Genomic DNA, 17,177 nt, shown 5'->3' on the forward strand with positions numbered 1-17,177 from the left:
ATATAGCCAGGATAATGACTCAATAAATTTACCACTCAAGAATTACTTTACCTGACTGACCTGAAGCCATAATTTGAAACGCATGTTGGTACTCATCAATTGGAAAATGATGCGTTATCACTGGTGAAATATCCAAGCCACTTTGCAGCATGGCAATCATTTTATACCATGTTTCAAACATTTCGCGACCGTAAATTCCTTTAATAACCAGCCCCTTAAAAATAACCTGATTCCAATCAATAGATGTTTCTTGAGGAGGAATACCTAACATCGCCACATGGCCACCATGATTCATTGCTTTCATCATGTCATTTAAAGCCATAGGATTTCCTGACATCTCGAGACCCACATCAAATCCCTCAATCATCCCTAATTCAGCAGCTACATCAGAAAGTTTTTCATATTTGATATTTACTGCTCGTGTCACACCCATTTTTCGTGCTAACTCTAAACGGTGATTATTAACATCAGTAATCACTACATGACGTGCACCTATATGTCTCACTATAGCTGCCGCCATAATACCAATGGGTCCAGCGCCAGTGATCAATACATCCTCTCCAACAACATCAAAAGCCAAAGCACAATGAGTTGCATTACCAAAAGGATCTAAAATCGAGGCCTGCTCTCCAGTAATATTATCGGGAAGCACAATAACATTGGTAGCAGGTAAGGATAAATACTCCGCAAAACAACCTGGTCTATTTACTCCAACACCTAAAGTATTACGACAAAGATGTCGTTTTCCTGCGCGACAGTTACGACAGAAGCCGCAAGTAATGTGCCCTTCTCCTGAAACGCGCTGACCAACACTTAGGCCCCTTACTTCCTGGCCCACAGCAACGATTTCCCCATAAAACTCATGGCCTACAGTCATAGGCACAGGAATCGTTGCTTGTGCCCATTCATCCCAAGAATAAATATGGATATCAGTGCCACAAATTGCTGTTTTTTTGATTTTAATTAATACATCGTTAACGCCATATTCCGGTATAGCAACTTCTTCCATCCAAATTCCAGGTTCCTTTTTCGCTTTGACTAATGATTTCATGAAGTACCTCAAAATAAGATCCTCTCTGCCTTATGAGAGAAGAAAGCGTTACTTATGTGGCTCGATATAAAAATAAGACAATTTTTATATCGAGCGGTTTTAGGGAACTCAATCCCATATCAATGCAACACATCCTTGCTTAGTACATTTTAAGGAATAACGCTTGTTCACAGCAACATAAAACGCATTTTCATGCCTTTCATATGAACTTACGTTACTTAAATAACTGAAAATTCCTTACCTACCGTTTCAAATGCAGCAATCGCTTTATCCAAATGATGTAATTCATGAGCAGCCGACATTTGTGTGCGAATTCGAGCTAGCCCTTTGGGAACCACTGGATATGAAAAACCCACTACATAAATACCCAACTCTAATAAACGATTCGCCATACGCCCTGCTAAACTCGCATCGCCCAGCATTACAGGAATAATTGAATGTTCACCGGGGATAAGTTTAAAACCTAAGCGAGTCATACCTTCACGGAAATATTGACTGTTACGTTTTAATTTCGCAGCCCAATGATTATTTTTCATTAGATTATCTAAAACAATACAAGAAGTATGCGCTATCACAGGAGCTAAAGTATTCGAAAATAAATAGGGTCTAGAACGTTGACGTAGCCATTCGACAATAGTTTTATCAGCTGCCGTATAACCTCCTGAGGCTCCGCCTAAAGCTTTGCCTAAAGTTCCTGTAATGATATCAATTCGTTCACTTACTCCAAAATGCTCTGGGGTTCCACGACCTGTTTCGCCCATAAAACCAACAGCATGAGAGTCATCAACCATAACCATAGCATTATATTTATCTGCTAATTCACAAATTGCAGGGAGATTTGCCAAGATACCATCCATAGAAAAAACGCCATCTGTCGCAATTAATCGAAAGCGTGCATTTTTGGTAGCAATTAGCTGCTCTTCTAATGCCTTCATATCATTATTTGCATATCGATAACGCGCAGCTTTACATAATCGTACACCATCAATAATACTTGCATGATTTAAAGCATCACTAATAATCGCATCATCTTCTCCCAGCAAAGTCTCAAAAAGACCTGTATTTGCATCAAAACAGGAAGAATAGAGTATCGTATCTTCCTTGTTTAAAAATTGGCTGATTTTCTGCTCAAGCTGTTTGTGCGGAGTTTGTGTCCCACAAATAAAACGCACGGATGCCATACCATAACCATATTGAGCCAATGCTTTTTGTCCTTCGGCAATTAATTCAGGATCATTAGCCAATCCCAAATAGTTATTAGCGCAAAGGTTTATTACTTCTTTATGATTTACTGTGACAGCAGCTTGTTGTTGACTGGAAATAACCCGCTCTGACTTATATAAGCCTTCATTCTTAAGTGATTCTATTTCTGTTTGCAAAAAGTCAATAAATTGCTCACGCACAGTATTCTCCTAATATTGAATTTTCGTATGTTATAGCTTGAATATAGTGAAATGAAACCGCGACCTGTTGCGCTGTATTCAAGTTACAAATCATAAGGAAGCAACCCACTTTCAAAATAGGTTACCCCATTAAAAGATGCAGATCATAACAAACTTTAAACAGAGTAACCATGAAATTTAGGATTCAAACATTATTTCTTAGCACATGAGTTGATTTTTTGCTAAGATTGAGTCCAAGTTTTGAAAGTGCATTGGCCATTCGTTTCCGCCGCATTGTTTCGCAGTGAGTCTGCGGAATCCAAAAATCAATCAAAGTATGGATCTCATGCAGGCATGTTAATAGAAACAAAACTCATGGAAACAAACTGGCCAAATATAAAATCTAAATAATCAACACGGTAGAACAAATGAGTTATCAAAGCGCACGCATTAATATGGTCAAGCAACAACTTCGAACTGGCGATGTTTTAAACGAATCCATACTTAATTTGTATGAAGTAATACTCAGGCATGAGTTCGTTCCTGAACAATTTACCCATTTTGCCTACTCAGATATGCAAATTCCTCTGAATCATGAGCAACGAATGCTTACTCCTTTAGAGGAAGGGCTAATTTTGCAAGCACTTCATCTCCAAGGTCATGAAACAGTTTTAGAGGTAGGTACAGGGAGTGGTTTCTTTACCGCCCTACTCAGCAAATTGTGTAAAAAAGTAATTAGTGTAGACTATTACGCTGATTTTACGACTCAAGCAGAAAAAAAATTAAAAGCACATCATTGCAATAATGTAGAATTAATTACAGGCGATGCGAGCCAAGGCTGGCTGGAGAAAGCACCTTATGATGTTGTTATCTTCACCGGTGGATTAGAAAAAATAACTGAAACAGAAAAGCTTCAAATTCTACCTGGCGGTAAGCTGTTTACCATATTAGGTAAATCCCCTGTATTGCAAGGTAGATTATATGAGCTAGACCATAATGAAAATTGGCATGAATCGCTACTTTTTGAAACAAATATTCCTTTATTGATCGATAAATCAAAACCAAAAGAGTTTGTATTTTAGGAATTAGATCAAATGAAAAAATTGCTGTTCTGCTCCCTCATGGCTTTAGGTCTAATACCCCAAGCATTTGCAACAGATCTAATGGATATATATCATCAGGCTCTTGAAAATGATCCTCTGTTCAAGAATGCCTATGATATTTATATGGCTAATGCAGAAGCTCTTCCGCAAGCACGTTCAGCATTACTGCCTCAAGTTGGGATTACAGGCCAAGCAACTCGTAACTTTTTCCATGTGAATGATGGTTTTTTCACCATTCAAGATACCTATTATAACTCCAGAATGTGGCAAGTTTCGGCATCTCAGGCAATTTTCAATTTTCAAGCCTGGGCAAAAGTCCAACAAGCCAAAGCCTCTGTAAAAGCAGCCCAAGCTATTTTTAATGATGCCGCACAAGATTTGATTCTCAGAACTGCAAAAGCATATTTTGATGCGCTGTATGCCCAGGACACGCTCAATTTTGCTGAAGCAAAAAAAAGAGCAAACAAACGCCAATACGATCAAGCCCAGCAACGTTTTCAAGTGGGGCTTGATCCTATTACTTCTGTTTATGAAGCAAAAGCAGCCTATGATCAATCGGTAGCTACCGTTATTGCTTCACGAAATAACCAAATCAATCAAAATGAAAATTTAAGAAAATTAACCAATCATGTTTACGATTCGATAGCGCCTTTACGTAACGCTAAAATTCCCTTAATAAAACCAGAACCTAATTATGCCGATCAATGGGTAGATACAGGACTGAAGCAAAATTATAAGTTATTGTCAGCTAAATACAATCTTGAAGTAGCACGTGAAAACGTAAAAGCTCTTTCTGCAGGGAATTGGCCTGTTATTTCACTTCAAGGGAATACAACAGAAACAACAAATAGCTTAAATACTACAACTGACAATAATCCTTTATTGCCCGTAAATCAAAAACAATCGACCGTTGGACTTGCTTTGAATTTTCCAGTATATCAAGGAGGTCTAGTTCGCTCTCAAACACGCCAAGCAAAACACAATTTTCAAGCAGCCAGCGAACAAGTAGAACAAGCCTATCGAGAAGTAGTCGTAAACAGTCGAATTGCGTTTAATACAATCACCGATGGTATTAGTAAAGTTAAAGCTGACAGGCAATCGGTTATTTCTCAGAGAAATTCATTGGAAAGCACAGAGGCACAATTTGAAATAGGTACACGTACAATGGTAGATGTAGTCAATGCCCAACAACGCTTATTTGAAGCTCAAAACTTACTAGCTAATGACCAATACAACTTAATTAATGCTGTTTTAACGTTAAAATATCAGGCCGGAACATTAAATGCTAATGATCTGGAACTAATAAATTCATGGTTAGAAACAACAAGGGTTAATGGATTCCCCACAACCGGAAATACCAAATAACAATTTTTATTTAACCTCAATAAATGAGTTTTCAATAATGTCCAATCCTTCTCAAGTTGAAAAAAAATTACTTCATTACACAGGTAAAGCCATTGCAGATTTTAATATGATCCAACGTGGCGATCGGGTTATGGTCTGCCTATCAGGAGGTAAAGACTCTTTTACCTTACTTACCATTCTCAATCAATTGCGTCGTCGTTCAGGTAATAAATTTGAACTTTTTTCGTTTACTCTAGATCAAGCGCAACCTGGTTGGAATGATTCTGCTTTGCGCCAATGGCTTGAAGAACGTTCAATTCCTCATGAAATCTTAACTCGTGATACCTATAGTATCGTTAAAGAAAAAATCCCCGAAGGCAAAACCTATTGTTCTTTATGTTCTCGATTACGACGAGGAATTATTTATCGTTATGCCGAAGAAAATGGTTTTAACAAAATTGCTCTGGGCCATCATCGAGATGATCTGGTACGAACCTTAATGATGTCCATTTTATATAATGGGGATATTCGATCTATGCCGCCTAAATTACTCAGTGATAATAAAAAACACATTGTGATTCGCCCATTATGCTACGTCCAAGAAAAAGACATCATCACTTATGCACAAGAACAAGCTTATCCCATTATTCCATGTAATCTTTGCGGTTCTCAAGAAAATTTAATGCGTAAAAAAGTAGCTCGTTTAATTGATCAACTGGCCGAAGAAAACCCTAAAGTTCCTAGTAACATTCTTCATGCTCTGCAAAGCATCAAACCCAGTCAGCTTATGGATCAAAATATGTGGAATTTTAGAAATCTGGAACATGAATTAATGATTAATCCAGTTACTAATGTAAATGAGGTTTTCAGCCCAGAAGAATTTGACATTATAGATGAATAAAATTCTGTGACAATTCGAACAAAAATAAAAAAGCTTCAATACATGTAGAGTTCTATATAAATAAAGAAAATTTTTTATATCGAACTCTTCTCTTACCCTCTCAATATTTTTAAATATTTCTTATATTAAAATAAGCAAATGGATATTTTTGTAAACAAAAAGTTGGAATTAACACATAATCTTAACTAAAAAGAAACATTTTTATAACATTTTTGTAACATTTATGTTTTATTAAATATCACTTTAGTCTAAAATTAGAAAAAATTTTTTAAAATATTAAATTGCTATAATAGGAATTTCTCCATGTTTACAAATACAACGGTTGACTCTCGTATATTTCGAATTTATACAAAGCGTTTTCTTAAATTTGATTTTGTCGCAGCGATAGTCGTATTTCTCGTGGCTATTCCTTTGTGCTTAGGGATTGCTCTCGCCTCTGGTGCCCCTTTGTTTTCAGGAATTTTAAGTGGCGTTATAGGTGGAGTTGTTGTTGGTTGCTTGAGCGGCTCTCATGTCAGTGTTAGTGGGCCCGCAGCAGGGATGGCTGCTGTCGTTGTGGCTGCTATTGCTCATCTTGGCGATTTTAATTCATTTTTACTGGCTTTGGTACTTGCCGGTTTACTGCAGATAATCATAGGCAGTTTTAGAGCTGGATTTATAGCAGATTACGTGCCTTCAAATGTCGTGCAAGGTTTACTTTGTGCTATAGGAATTTTGTTAATTATCAAGCAATTACCTCTTGCATTTACGCTGTCTGCAGATTTTAATGAACTTAAAACCCACTTATTAGAAACAACAGAAGAAATTACATTAAGCCCTATTCTCGCGCTCTATCATCATATCAATTCAGGAGCCATGCTGATTACCATTATTTCTTTAGTCACATTAATCTTTTTTGATGTAACGAAAAATAAAGTGCTTAAAGAAATACCCGCACCGATTATTGTAGTCATCTTGGGTGTACTGCTCAACGAGCTATTCCAATGGACTGACTCCAATCTTGCTCAAAACTCACCGCAATTAGTTAATATTCCCCAAACAAATGATTTTCATGAGCTACTTAGCAAATTTGAATATCCTAACTGGTCTTCCTGGACTAATCCTAAAGTTTATCTGTATGCATTTATTATTGGTATTGTCGCTTCTCTTGAGACTCTACTAAACTTCAAGGCTGGTGAAAAACTTGACAAAAAACGTCGTCATCCCTCTTCGAACCGTGAATTAGTGGCACAAGGTGTAGGAAACATAACTGTAGGTTTAATTGGGGGAATTCCAATTACATCTGTAATCGTTAGAACATCAATTAATATTCAAGCAGGATCTAAAACCAAAGTTTCTGCCATTTTACATGGTATTTTCATCTTATTTGCAGTGATGTTAATCCCAGGTACTCTAAATAAAATACCCCTGTCTTCATTAGCAGCTATCCTGATGTATACTGGCTATAAACTCAATAAACCCTCTATATATAGCTCCATTTATGCACAAGGTTATGATCGCTTTATTCCCTTTATAGCTACTGTTATTGGTATCATTGCATTTAATCTTTTGATGGGTATTTTAATTGGATTAGCAGTAAGTCTGTTTTACATTTTAAAATCAAACAGCCAAGCACGCATCAATATTCTTAAGGAAATTCATACTACCGGGGTCATCAATCGTTTAGTACTCCCGCAACAAATGACTTTCTTAAATAAAGCAGCTTTAGTTGCTGAACTTAATTCTATACCTAAAGAATCACAATTAATTATTGATGCACGTTATTCCCAGTACATCGATAAGGAAATTTTAGAGTTATTAAAAGAATTTCAGGACGAACAAGCTCCGACTAAGAAAATCTCCTTAAATCTTATTGGTTTTAAAAAACATTACAAAATTCATAACCATATTGATTTTATTAATGTAACGACCTATGACGTACAATCACACTTATCTCCTCCTGAAGTATTAAATATTTTAAATGAAGGAAATCATCGATTTTTGAATGGTACTTTAATTCATCGTTCTAACCAATTGGATATTAAACACACCGCAAAAGAACAACATCCTATCGCTATAGTTCTTGGTTGTATTGATTCTAGAGTACCCGTTGAAACTATTTTTGATATGAGTTTTGGCGATATTTTTTGTGTCCGGGTTGCGGGTAATGTGGTCAATAATGACGTGCTTGCCAGTATCGAATATGCGTGCAGCGTGATTGGTGTAAAATTGATCATCGTTCTTGGCCACACTCGTTGTGGTGCGATTCAATCCGCTTGTGATGGGATTGAAAAAGGACATATTACCGAGTTATTGGAGAAAATAAAACCAGCTATTAATGCCGAAAATCAAACATCAGAGGATCGCCATAGTAAAAATGACACTTTCGTTCATCATGTCACAGATTTAAACGTAGCGAATACCATGCAAAATATTTATAAACAAAGCTCCATTTTACATGACATGATAGAAAAAAATGAAATTGCAATGGTTGGTGCAGTCTATGATGTGCAAACAGGCAAAGTCCATTATAAAGACTATGTTTATGAATTAAATCAACTTGATGGCAAAGATAATAACCACTTAGCTTCTAAATTAAATGCCTTATTAAAAGAAGCAAAGATCCATATCTAAATTTATCGCTTAAGCACAAAGCAAAATACTCGTTTTGCTTTGTCGCATTCAAAATTTTTCATATTCAATAGAAGTCCGATGCACTTCTTCCTCTTCATCTGTTTTTGCTCAAAAACTCCTGTATAATGCCTGGAAATCTAAGAATTAAATCAGGAGCTGAAATGCGTGCATCTCAATGGTTTTTAGCAACCCTTAAAGAAACGCCAAACGATGCTGAAATTGTGTCTCATCAATTAATGTTGAGGACAGGAATGATTCGTAAATTGGGTTCAGGACTTTATACCTGGATGCCTCTAGGTTTAAAAGTATTACGTAAAATAGAACAAATAGTTCGCGAAGAAATGAATAACATTAATTCAATAGAAGTACTTATGCCTGCAGTCCAACCCGCTGAGTTATGGCAAGAAACAGGACGATGGGATACCTTTGGCGGTCAACTATTAACTATGAAGGACTCCAATGACAGAGAGTACTGCTTTGGTCCCACCCATGAAGAAGTCATTACAGATATTATGCGCCATGAATTGCAATCTTATAAACAACTTCCTGCGAGTTTTTATCAAATCCAAACAAAATTTCGTGATGAAATCAGGCCTCGTTTTGGCGTCATGCGCGCACGCGAATTCATTATGAAAGATGCTTATTCATTTCATTTAAGTTTGGAAAGTCTACAAGATACTTATAAAGATATGTATCAAGCATATTGTCGTATTTTTGATCGTATGGGACTTAAATATCGTGCCGTAGAAGCGGATACTGGAGCTATAGGCGGTTCTGCCTCTCATGAATTCCAGGTATTAGCTGATTCAGGGGAAGATTTAATCTTTTACAGTGATCAGGGGGATTATGCAGCAAATATTGAACAAGCAACAAGCTTGAAGCCCGCTAAAGCAACACCTACCAGCCAAAAAATAACTCTGGTTGATACACCAGACAAAAAAACTATAACTGAGGTTGCTCAATTCTTACAGGTTTCAAGTAATCAAACCGTCAAGACATTAATTGTCAAAGGCAGAGAACATCCCATGGTAGCGCTTATTTTATGCGGTGATGATGAGCTCAATGAAGTTAAGGCTACAAAACATCCTTTGATTGAGACCCCTTTGCAGTTCATAGATGAAGAAACAATTTTAAAAAACTTAAACGCACCCATTGGCTCACTTGGACCAGTTAACCTGGCAATACCTATAATTGCTGATTATCATGCGCTTGCCATGGATTCCTTTATATGTGGCGCAAATCAAGCAGATAAACATTATCAACATGCTTCCTGGGACAAAGATGTCAAAGAATATCTTGCCTTCGACTTACGCAACGTGAAAGAAGGAGATATTAGTCCTGATGGTAAAGGTACGCTTTATTCATGTCGTGGCATCGAGGTTGGTCATGTTTTCCAACTGGGTGATAAATATGCTAAAGCCATGAATGCTGCTGTTATTAGTGAGCAAGGCCAATTAGAAACCATGCTAATGGGATGTTATGGCTTAGGTATTACTCGAGTCGTTGCTGCAGCCATAGAGCAACATCATGATGAAAAGGGCATTATATGGCCACAAAATATTGCTCCATTTCAGTTAGTGATTATTCCTTTAAATGCCCATCGTTCACCTGAAGTTAAAAAGCAAGCAGATGCTTTATATCAACAATTCAAAAACTTAAACATTGATGTTTTAATTGATGATCGTAACGAACGAGCTGGTGTATTGTTTGCCGATCATGATCTTATTGGTATTCCTCATCGCTTAGTAGTCAGTGAACGAAATATCGAACAAAACTGTGTGGAATATAAAGGCAGAGCTACTGGAGAAATTCAACAATTCGGCTTAGATACAGCAGTTGATTCAGTACTTAAATTAATCGCAAAGAATTGAGGTATTAAGTGCAAAACATAAGTGTGAGACGGCTTGTCAATTCAATGTGAACAAGCCCTCATGCTTTTTTATTGTGGAAATATGAAGTACTAATATTGAAATAATATCAATTAAACATCATGCAAAAGATGACAATCAGTAATAATAAGCAATAAATCTTACCATAAACTTTATCAGGAATGAGATTACTAAAATAGATGCCAAATTTCGCGCCTATAATACTACCTAGAAATATAGTAATTAATGCCGGCCAATATAAATAACCCGTGCTGTATGGTGGTAAATGAGGTATATGAATTCCCGCTACTATAAAAATGATACTGCCTATCAAACCACTCGGCGCAGCCAGTCCATTTGCAAGTGCAGAAGCTTTATTCATGGGCAATCCATAATGCCTAAAAAATGGAACAATAATCACACTTCCTCCTATTCCCAATAAAGCGGCAATTGTTCCTGTAAAATAACTGACAAAATACAAAATTGCATTGGTCGGCTCTTTGTGGGCAGGAGTATTTTCTTTAAAAAACTCTTGCTTTAAATTTCTTAATAAAACAGCAAAAATCAAAATTAAAAATGCATATTTGAGTGAGTTTGCACTTAAAATTGTAGCGATTAAGGCACCACTTACAGCGCCAAAAGCAACAAGTGGTAACATTTTTTTTAATAAGGTCATATCCATATTTTGTTTCAGGTAATGTAACCATGCCGCATATATCATATTGATAAACATCAGCATTAAAGATGTTCCTACAGCCATATGCATGGCCAGTTCTTTTGGAATACCATCAAATGGTAATAACCAGAACAACAATGGAACAACAACAAATCCCCCACCGAAACCAAACAATGTTGCCAGTAGTCCTGTTACTATTCCTGCAAATAAATAAATTCCAATCATAAATTTCCATCATCCTTGACTGTATTTTCATAAGAATCAAGCTGCATTACAAAATCCTCTTCAATTTTATAATGCAGGCAATTATTTTTTAATTTTTCAATATAACCTAATACTTCCAATCTATTGAGTGCAGGGATTATCTCTGCAGATAATTCATAACGTAATCTTGGAGTCGATGAATTCAATATCGCATCTTTATCAACCACAAAAAACTCTCTTATATTTTTGCAATGAGTAGCAGTAAGATCATCTTTAAGGGCATTCATAAAATCAGGATAGTCATTAAAAAGCTTATCTAAGTCAAACTTTTTAGTGTCAACCTGTTTAGAACATCTACGTGGATTGATGAATTTTTGCAAACAATGCTGGCTGATTACGGTAACCAAACACCCAGCAAAAAAACCATATACAAATGAAATACTCATAGATACTGACTGTTTTAAAGTTAGATTTCTTAATTCTTTTAGATAAATCCCATAGGAATTCATCATTTGGCAAATTATATAACAAAATTTCTATAAAAGTTAACCATTACGCAATACTTAAAACACTCAAAAACCAATAGCAATAAATCATTTCCCAAAAAATTTCCCTACTAATACTCACCTTATTGATGATAAATAAGAAACATTCAATCTTGATTTTTCAACCCAGCATTAATACACTGGAACAATGTGACTGACCAATTACTTATCATACTGTATACTAGCAGTATCTAAACGCCCACTTATCATTAAAAAGAGGATATATGCTAAAACATTGCTCTATTTTTTCTGTTATAGCTTTAGTTGTTCTGTTAACTTCTTGTGGCCCTATCTATAATACCGAATACAGTTATATTCCACCTAAATCAGATGTAGCAAAAATGTGTACCGCTCAATGTGTACAGGGAAGAAATGACTGCGAACAAAGTTGTAGAGTAGACCATGAAAATTGTCGACTAAGGGCACAGCAAAGCGCTTTATTTGAATATAAACACTATAAAGAAGAACAAACGCGAATGGGTTTTCCAATGAATAAAACCATTAAAGACTTTGATAGAAGTAGCAGCTGCAATAACTCTTGTCATTGCGAATCTACTTATAGGGAGTGTTACTCCGCTTGCGGTGGAGAAGTTAGAGAGCATCAAGTATGTGTCGCTTTTTGTGACAAAAAAGCATAGTGTTTGTTAACGTTCTCTAAGTATCCTCACTAGATTTAAATGAGGCATAAGGGAGCAGAACGAATTGTCAACACTGCCCTAAAAAATAGAGTCCTCTTTAAAGCGTACACATTCAAAAAAACCAATAATTGTTACGTGTTAATTATTGGTTTTGTTTTTTAAATACAAAAAAATATCAAGGAATCATGGAAGTTATATTTATAGAAAATTTTACAATTTGGAAAATATTTGCCAAACTTTACGTTAAATCCTGAGTATTACGCGAATTAATATGAAGAAAGCAATCCTCTATTTTTTAGCATTCATTGGCGCCTTTGCATTATTAATTATTCTCTATCTTTGGCTTGGAAGAGTATCGGAACCAACGATGTATGGCGCAGCCGGCCCTGTTCCCATGCCGGCAGGAGAAGCAATTCCTACTACTATAGCCATGCAAAGAAATCAATACTCTCAAACTACGAATCAAGCTTCAGAAAATACAATGAGGGGAATGATAATTCGTAATGCAAATATTTCCTTACAAGTAAACAATATTAGCGCCACGATGCAAAAAATTACTCAGCTCGCAGAAAGTTCCGGTGGCTATATTGTAAATTCAAATATAACTCAAGACAGTAACAATGTAGGAAATACCTCTGCCAATATCAAAATAAGAGTACCTGCTCAAGGCTTAAATGATGCATTAACCGCCTTAAAATCACTTGCAACGCAAGTCATACAAGAATCTATAAGTGGTGAGGATATTACGCAACAATATGTTGACCTACAAAGCCAACTGACAAATTTACAAACTGCAAAAGAACAACTTGCAAAAATTATGGCAAATGCCACTAAAACATCCGATGTTTTGAGCGTATTCAAACAATTAACTGAAGTTCAAGGCCAAATTGATGTCATTCAAGGACAAATTAAATATTTTAAAGAATCTGTTGCTTATTCACTAATTAATATTGATTTGAGCATGAATCCAATGATTGAAACAGCTCAGCAAAAGCAATGGAAAATAACGGAAGTATTTATTAATTCCTATCATGCATTAATTGATCAATTACGCCAGTTCACTTATGGTTTAATCGAATTTTTCGTATATTTTTTACCATTGATTCTATTATGGATTTGTATTTGCTTGATTGTTTATTGGATAGGGAAAAAAATTTGGCGAATCCTTTAATAAAGGCAGATCATTCCAACCACTTTATTCCTCATAACTCGATTAGGTACAGCGTCATCCACTAAGTTCTAGACAAGACGCAAGTAAGTGGGGCAAAGGTACAGGACTGAGCCGAACGAACTTGCAACGATGTATAGAGCTTAGTGGGTGGTGCTATATAAACCCTAATCCGGAAGTCCACACATTCTACATCTTATAAGAAATTGGTTCGTCTAAATCAGGACCGACCTTTGTATAAGATGGCATGTTTTTATTTATATCTGTCTTATCTTTGGAGTAAATAATATTTAAATTTCTTTGATCAATTTTTTCACCATCAAAATTAACCAAATGCGCTTCCATATTATATATATGCAAGGTAATACTAATCGTTACGTCCAAACCTTTTCTGCATTTGAGTTGATGCACAAAAATACTCGTTAAATCATCGCTATTACTATGAAATCTATTTCGATCAATACGATTAACAAGCCGCGCTGATTTCTCGCCAGTTGGTTGATAAAATTTCTCGGATATAGGGCCTTCAAGAACGGTTACAGTACCTTTATACTTATGATCATGAATTGTTGTTTTCTGTCTCGATGCAAATGCAAATATCCATATCGATAAAGGATTGACAGAATCATTATCATAGAGAAGGTATCGCCCTACACCTTGAGGTAGATTCGTTAATGGATCCGCTGGGGTATAGACACTATGATCCAACTTTAATGAACCCTCAACGAGTAACCGGGGGAGATATTTTGAAACCGTTTCATAGTTTACAACCTCCAATTCATTCATTACCTTTACTATTTTTTCTCTATTTGCTTCGCTTATAAGCTCATTTTTTTCCTGCATATCGCTTCCTTAAATGATTTTTTTATGTTTGAGTTAATTGCTGTTAAATTCGTAATTTTTCGATTCTGTATATAGCCAATAATAAGCATAAAAATCAATGAATTAATTTCAATTTTTAAAACTTTCACAACATTTCATCATTTTATCTTAAATGGAAAATGAAACGAGAAAAGCACCCCCTCATAAAAATTTAGCAGTGCCTAACGAGAAGCTGGATGATGAGGAAGGATCATGAACAAGATTATTTACTTGTGATCTGGATAATGTACCTGATTCATGCCAATTGAAAAAAAGCATTCTGCTGACAGCCTGTAACTTTACTTCTCTTTTTTCGCCATATAATTCGTCAATTATTTTGACTGCTTCGGTTAAAACATCTGACTGAGATAATGAATCAAAAACGTGATGAGCATTGTTTTGAAGAAGAGAGGCCTGTTCTGTGAATGGAATATCTGAGAGACGTACCCGCAAAGCCTCCCTATAATAATTCTTTAAAGCACGACGGCTTATATCGGTATATAAAACTCTGTTACTATCATAAAACTCTTTTAGAAGAAGCAAATCATCAAGAGGTAACTCTTCTTTTTGCGATCCAGCGATTGCTTCCCAAAGGATTTTATCAGCAGCAATTTTTTCCTGAAATTCCTTACTTATTATCTCCTGTTCTTTTGTTTTTTCCGCAAAAAAATTAGATGTGGACAAATTATGGCTGTTTTTTTCGGAAGAAAACTCCATTTTTTCGTTCAATTTTTCCTGCTCCTCCAACTCGACACTGCATCGGCGTTGCCATTTTCTAAACTCACCCTGTATGTGATTCAAAGTAGTTGCAAGTTTCATCTGAAGAAATTCAGGAAGACTCTCAAAAAGTCGAGTAAGCTCATTAACAACAATTCCTTTTGTAACAAATTGAGTAATTGACGGAAACTCGCCGGCTAAAATTAAAAATTGGGTGAAATCTTTTTGAAATTTATGGAGTTTCGTTATGTGATAAGCAGTTTTCTCTTGATAAAGTATCTCTTGAGATTCTGTTAAAGCTCGATTCATGCGTTCCCAAAGTTTCGAATTTTTTAGCACCATTCCAATCAGTACACTTGAATTCATAAAATCCATTTCCTGAAGGCAAACCCCAGCAAGTTGTGAGTCAGGCATAAAACAAAGAGCATTCTCCAATTCTTTTAATAAGACCTGATAAAGTACACTAAAATCATGTAGATACTTTTTTAAAGCATCAAATAAAAAATGAATGGCGGAAGACTTAGCAAGCATGGCTGAACTTTGGGTATCTTGTAATACGCGGATGGTAACAAGAATATTAAAACTCGTAGTTAACACGGTTTCCGTAAACTGCCAATAATCTTCTGTTGAAGAAGCTTTTATTTCCGCGTGAGAAGAAAGATATGGTTTTAAATCAGCATCAAAAGTAAATAAGTTGCGATAAAAAGAACTCATTGGATGGGGCTGTATCGTTTTATCAGATAATTCGGTAGCACTCACATTATGAGAAAATTGATCTAATTTTTCAACTTGACGCAATAAACCTTCAATAAAGAAATTAAACTGTTTGGCTAATGTAGCACGATCAATACTATTAAAATCAAAGATGCTCCGTTCATCAGATAAAGAAAGTATATTTAGCCAAATATTCATTTGTTCTACAAAAGGAGTAACCTGATTCACAGGTAATATTATTGCTGTTGGCATGCTTTCAAGATACATAATTTGTGGTTCTTCTACATCAGCTATACTGGTGGGAAAGTCTTGTAGTAGGGTCATTTTCTTTAATCGATTTGATAAAATCGCTGCTAAATCATGTGCAAATTGCCGATAATGACCGTCTTCGCCAAAACTGATGTTACTAAAGGACTCCATACATAAATATTTTGTAAGCTCTGTTTTGGTCTTGCTGTCTACTAAATCCGAGGGGAGTTGTTTTAAAACAGTGCTGACCATATCGACAAAAAGCGCATCGTTTACTTTGCTTTGTAACAGCCTTGCCTGTTCTGCAAGAGAAGGAAACAATCCTTTGATTTTTCTGTAATTTAGAAAATAGCCTTTAGTATATCCTTTAGGATTGAACCATCCTTGATATTCAAAGGGGCAAAAAAGATCTTCATTATTTTTTTTGTGACCATAATAACGAAATGCTGCCCCCCAATCGATACGTGCAAATTGAATAAATGTCATTTCCACTGACGACATCACGTCTAAACAGACCACATTGCCGCTATGGACGCTATGATCTCCCAAGAGTAAAGAAAACATTAATGCCACAGCAAGGCCATAATATTGTTTTAATTGGGTGAGCAATAAATAGGATTGAGGTCCGTAAAACATTTCTACGAGTGGATCGCGATCAGAACCATCTCGATAACCAGTTCCAATGATTTTATATAACTCTTTGAATTCTACTTTAGGTTGAATAAGTCCATAACTACCATCTTCAAATTGAATCAATTGAGCACAAATTAAGGATGAATGATATATTTTATCAATCAAACCTCGGTGCTTAAATTCTTGTAATAGTAAACCAGCAAACAACTCTGTGAATAATTCTCGAGGATCCTTAGGTTTTTTTACAAAATATTCCACACCATCCGAATCACGATAAAAACCGTCTGCTTTATTGTGATTTTTACCCCCTTTTTTATTTTTAAACTTAGTGAGTATCTTGCCTTTGTAAGTGAACATCCTTGACTCAAACGCGCTTAATTTACAGATAGTTTTATCATTTTTTAATCGTTTGAGAAAGATTTATAACACTATGATATTAAATAATGAAAAGTAGGATTTATTGGCAATGGGCTCCCAATGTCCACCGCTACGTGGAATACTTTCTGACAT

Annotated in this window: 13 protein-coding genes; 7 read left to right on the forward strand and 6 right to left on the reverse strand. The window is 35.7% G+C overall.

Annotation, left to right across the window (positions count from 1 at the left end; genetic code table 11):
* Positions 1 to 28 precede the first annotated feature (28 nt).
* Together tdh and Lsan_RS10360 are read right to left on the reverse strand one after the other, a co-directional pair.
* The gene (gene tdh, locus Lsan_RS10355; RefSeq protein ID WP_058514322.1) at positions 29 to 1,051 is read right to left on the reverse strand and encodes an L-threonine 3-dehydrogenase; all 1,023 of its coding nucleotides are present in this window, start codon (positions 1,049 to 1,051) and stop codon (positions 29 to 31) included.
* A 218-nt stretch (positions 1,052 to 1,269) separates the two neighbouring features.
* Complete coding sequence (locus tag Lsan_RS10360; protein WP_058514323.1) at positions 1,270 to 2,454, reverse strand: glycine C-acetyltransferase; 1,185 nt, start codon at positions 2,452 to 2,454, stop codon at positions 1,270 to 1,272.
* 407 nt (positions 2,455 to 2,861) lie between these two features.
* Here Lsan_RS10360 and Lsan_RS10365 point away from each other — a divergent pair, with 407 nt between their 5' ends.
* The 5 genes from Lsan_RS10365 to Lsan_RS10385 all read left to right on the forward strand — a co-directional run bounded on the left by Lsan_RS10365 (position 2,862) and on the right by Lsan_RS10385 (position 10,265).
* The gene (locus Lsan_RS10365; RefSeq protein ID WP_058514324.1) at positions 2,862 to 3,515 is read left to right on the forward strand and encodes a protein-L-isoaspartate O-methyltransferase family protein; all 654 of its coding nucleotides are present in this window, start codon (positions 2,862 to 2,864) and stop codon (positions 3,513 to 3,515) included.
* Between the two features lie 12 nt (positions 3,516 to 3,527).
* Positions 3,528 to 4,901: a TolC family outer membrane protein gene (locus tag Lsan_RS10370; protein WP_058514325.1), complete on the forward strand. Its 1,374-nt coding sequence runs from the start codon at positions 3,528 to 3,530 to the stop codon at positions 4,899 to 4,901.
* A 37-nt stretch (positions 4,902 to 4,938) separates the two neighbouring features.
* Positions 4,939 to 5,781 carry a tRNA 2-thiocytidine(32) synthetase TtcA gene (ttcA, locus tag Lsan_RS10375; RefSeq protein ID WP_058514326.1) on the forward strand — a complete coding sequence of 281 codons (843 nt, stop codon included), beginning with the start codon at positions 4,939 to 4,941 and terminating at the stop codon, positions 5,779 to 5,781.
* 303 nt (positions 5,782 to 6,084) lie between these two features.
* Positions 6,085 to 8,394 (forward strand): SulP family inorganic anion transporter, encoded by a 2,310-nt coding sequence (locus Lsan_RS10380; RefSeq protein WP_058514327.1) that lies wholly within the window; start codon positions 6,085 to 6,087, stop codon positions 8,392 to 8,394.
* A 161-nt stretch (positions 8,395 to 8,555) separates the two neighbouring features.
* Positions 8,556 to 10,265: a proline--tRNA ligase gene (locus tag Lsan_RS10385; RefSeq protein ID WP_058514328.1), complete on the forward strand. Its 1,710-nt coding sequence runs from the start codon at positions 8,556 to 8,558 to the stop codon at positions 10,263 to 10,265.
* Between the two features lie 106 nt (positions 10,266 to 10,371).
* Here Lsan_RS10385 and Lsan_RS10390 read toward each other — a convergent pair whose 3' ends face one another.
* Together Lsan_RS10390 and Lsan_RS10395 are read right to left on the reverse strand one after the other, a co-directional pair.
* Complete coding sequence (locus tag Lsan_RS10390; protein WP_058514329.1) at positions 10,372 to 11,163, reverse strand: sulfite exporter TauE/SafE family protein; 792 nt, start codon at positions 11,161 to 11,163, stop codon at positions 10,372 to 10,374.
* Entirely contained in the window at positions 11,160 to 11,588 is a 429-nt protein-coding gene (locus tag Lsan_RS10395) for a hypothetical protein (protein ID WP_058514393.1), read from the reverse strand. The genes Lsan_RS10390 and Lsan_RS10395 overlap by 4 nt, the downstream gene beginning before the upstream one ends.
* 323 nt (positions 11,589 to 11,911) lie before the next feature.
* Between Lsan_RS10395 and Lsan_RS10400 the strand changes: the two genes are divergently transcribed.
* Positions 11,912 to 12,325 (forward strand): hypothetical protein, encoded by a 414-nt coding sequence (locus Lsan_RS10400; protein ID WP_058514330.1) that lies wholly within the window; start codon positions 11,912 to 11,914, stop codon positions 12,323 to 12,325.
* Positions 12,326 to 12,596: 271 nt separating this feature from the next.
* Positions 12,597 to 13,496 carry a DUF4349 domain-containing protein gene (locus Lsan_RS10405; protein WP_058514331.1) on the forward strand — a complete coding sequence of 300 codons (900 nt, stop codon included), beginning with the start codon at positions 12,597 to 12,599 and terminating at the stop codon, positions 13,494 to 13,496.
* A gap of 186 nt (positions 13,497 to 13,682) precedes the next feature.
* Here Lsan_RS10405 and Lsan_RS10410 read toward each other — a convergent pair whose 3' ends face one another.
* Positions 13,683 to 14,336, reverse strand: coding sequence for a cupin domain-containing protein (locus tag Lsan_RS10410; RefSeq protein ID WP_058514332.1), 654 nt, complete (start codon positions 14,334 to 14,336; stop codon positions 13,683 to 13,685).
* Positions 14,337 to 14,516: 180 nt separating this feature from the next.
* On the reverse strand, positions 14,517 to 17,024 hold the full coding sequence (locus tag Lsan_RS10415; protein ID WP_058514333.1) for a LepB GTPase-activating domain-containing protein: 2,508 nt from the start codon (positions 17,022 to 17,024) through the stop codon (positions 14,517 to 14,519).
* Between the last annotated feature and the right edge of the window lie 153 nt (positions 17,025 to 17,177).

Origin of the sequence: Legionella santicrucis (assembly GCF_001468135.1) — a bacterium.
Taxonomy (GTDB): domain Bacteria; phylum Pseudomonadota; class Gammaproteobacteria; order Legionellales; family Legionellaceae; genus Legionella; species Legionella santicrucis.

Coding starts and splice junctions, on each gene's coding strand:
- Lsan_RS10365 (WP_058514324.1), top strand. CDS start 2,862: ATGAGTTATCAAAGCGCACGCATTAATATGGTCAAGCAACAACTTCGA.
- Lsan_RS10400 (WP_058514330.1), top strand. CDS start 11,912: ATGCTAAAACATTGCTCTATTTTTTCTGTTATAGCTTTAGTTGTTCTG.
- Lsan_RS10415 (WP_058514333.1), bottom strand. CDS start 17,024: ATGTTCACTTACAAAGGCAAGATACTCACTAAGTTTAAAAATAAAAAA.
- Lsan_RS10405 (WP_058514331.1), top strand. CDS start 12,597: ATGAAGAAAGCAATCCTCTATTTTTTAGCATTCATTGGCGCCTTTGCA.
- Lsan_RS10380 (WP_058514327.1), top strand. CDS start 6,085: ATGTTTACAAATACAACGGTTGACTCTCGTATATTTCGAATTTATACA.
- ttcA (WP_058514326.1), top strand. CDS start 4,939: ATGTCCAATCCTTCTCAAGTTGAAAAAAAATTACTTCATTACACAGGT.
- tdh (WP_058514322.1), bottom strand. CDS start 1,051: ATGAAATCATTAGTCAAAGCGAAAAAGGAACCTGGAATTTGGATGGAA.
- Lsan_RS10390 (WP_058514329.1), bottom strand. CDS start 11,163: ATGATTGGAATTTATTTATTTGCAGGAATAGTAACAGGACTACTGGCA.
- Lsan_RS10395 (WP_058514393.1), bottom strand. CDS start 11,588: ATGAGTATTTCATTTGTATATGGTTTTTTTGCTGGGTGTTTGGTTACC.
- Lsan_RS10370 (WP_058514325.1), top strand. CDS start 3,528: ATGAAAAAATTGCTGTTCTGCTCCCTCATGGCTTTAGGTCTAATACCC.
- Lsan_RS10410 (WP_058514332.1), bottom strand. CDS start 14,336: ATGCAGGAAAAAAATGAGCTTATAAGCGAAGCAAATAGAGAAAAAATA.
- Lsan_RS10385 (WP_058514328.1), top strand. CDS start 8,556: ATGCGTGCATCTCAATGGTTTTTAGCAACCCTTAAAGAAACGCCAAAC.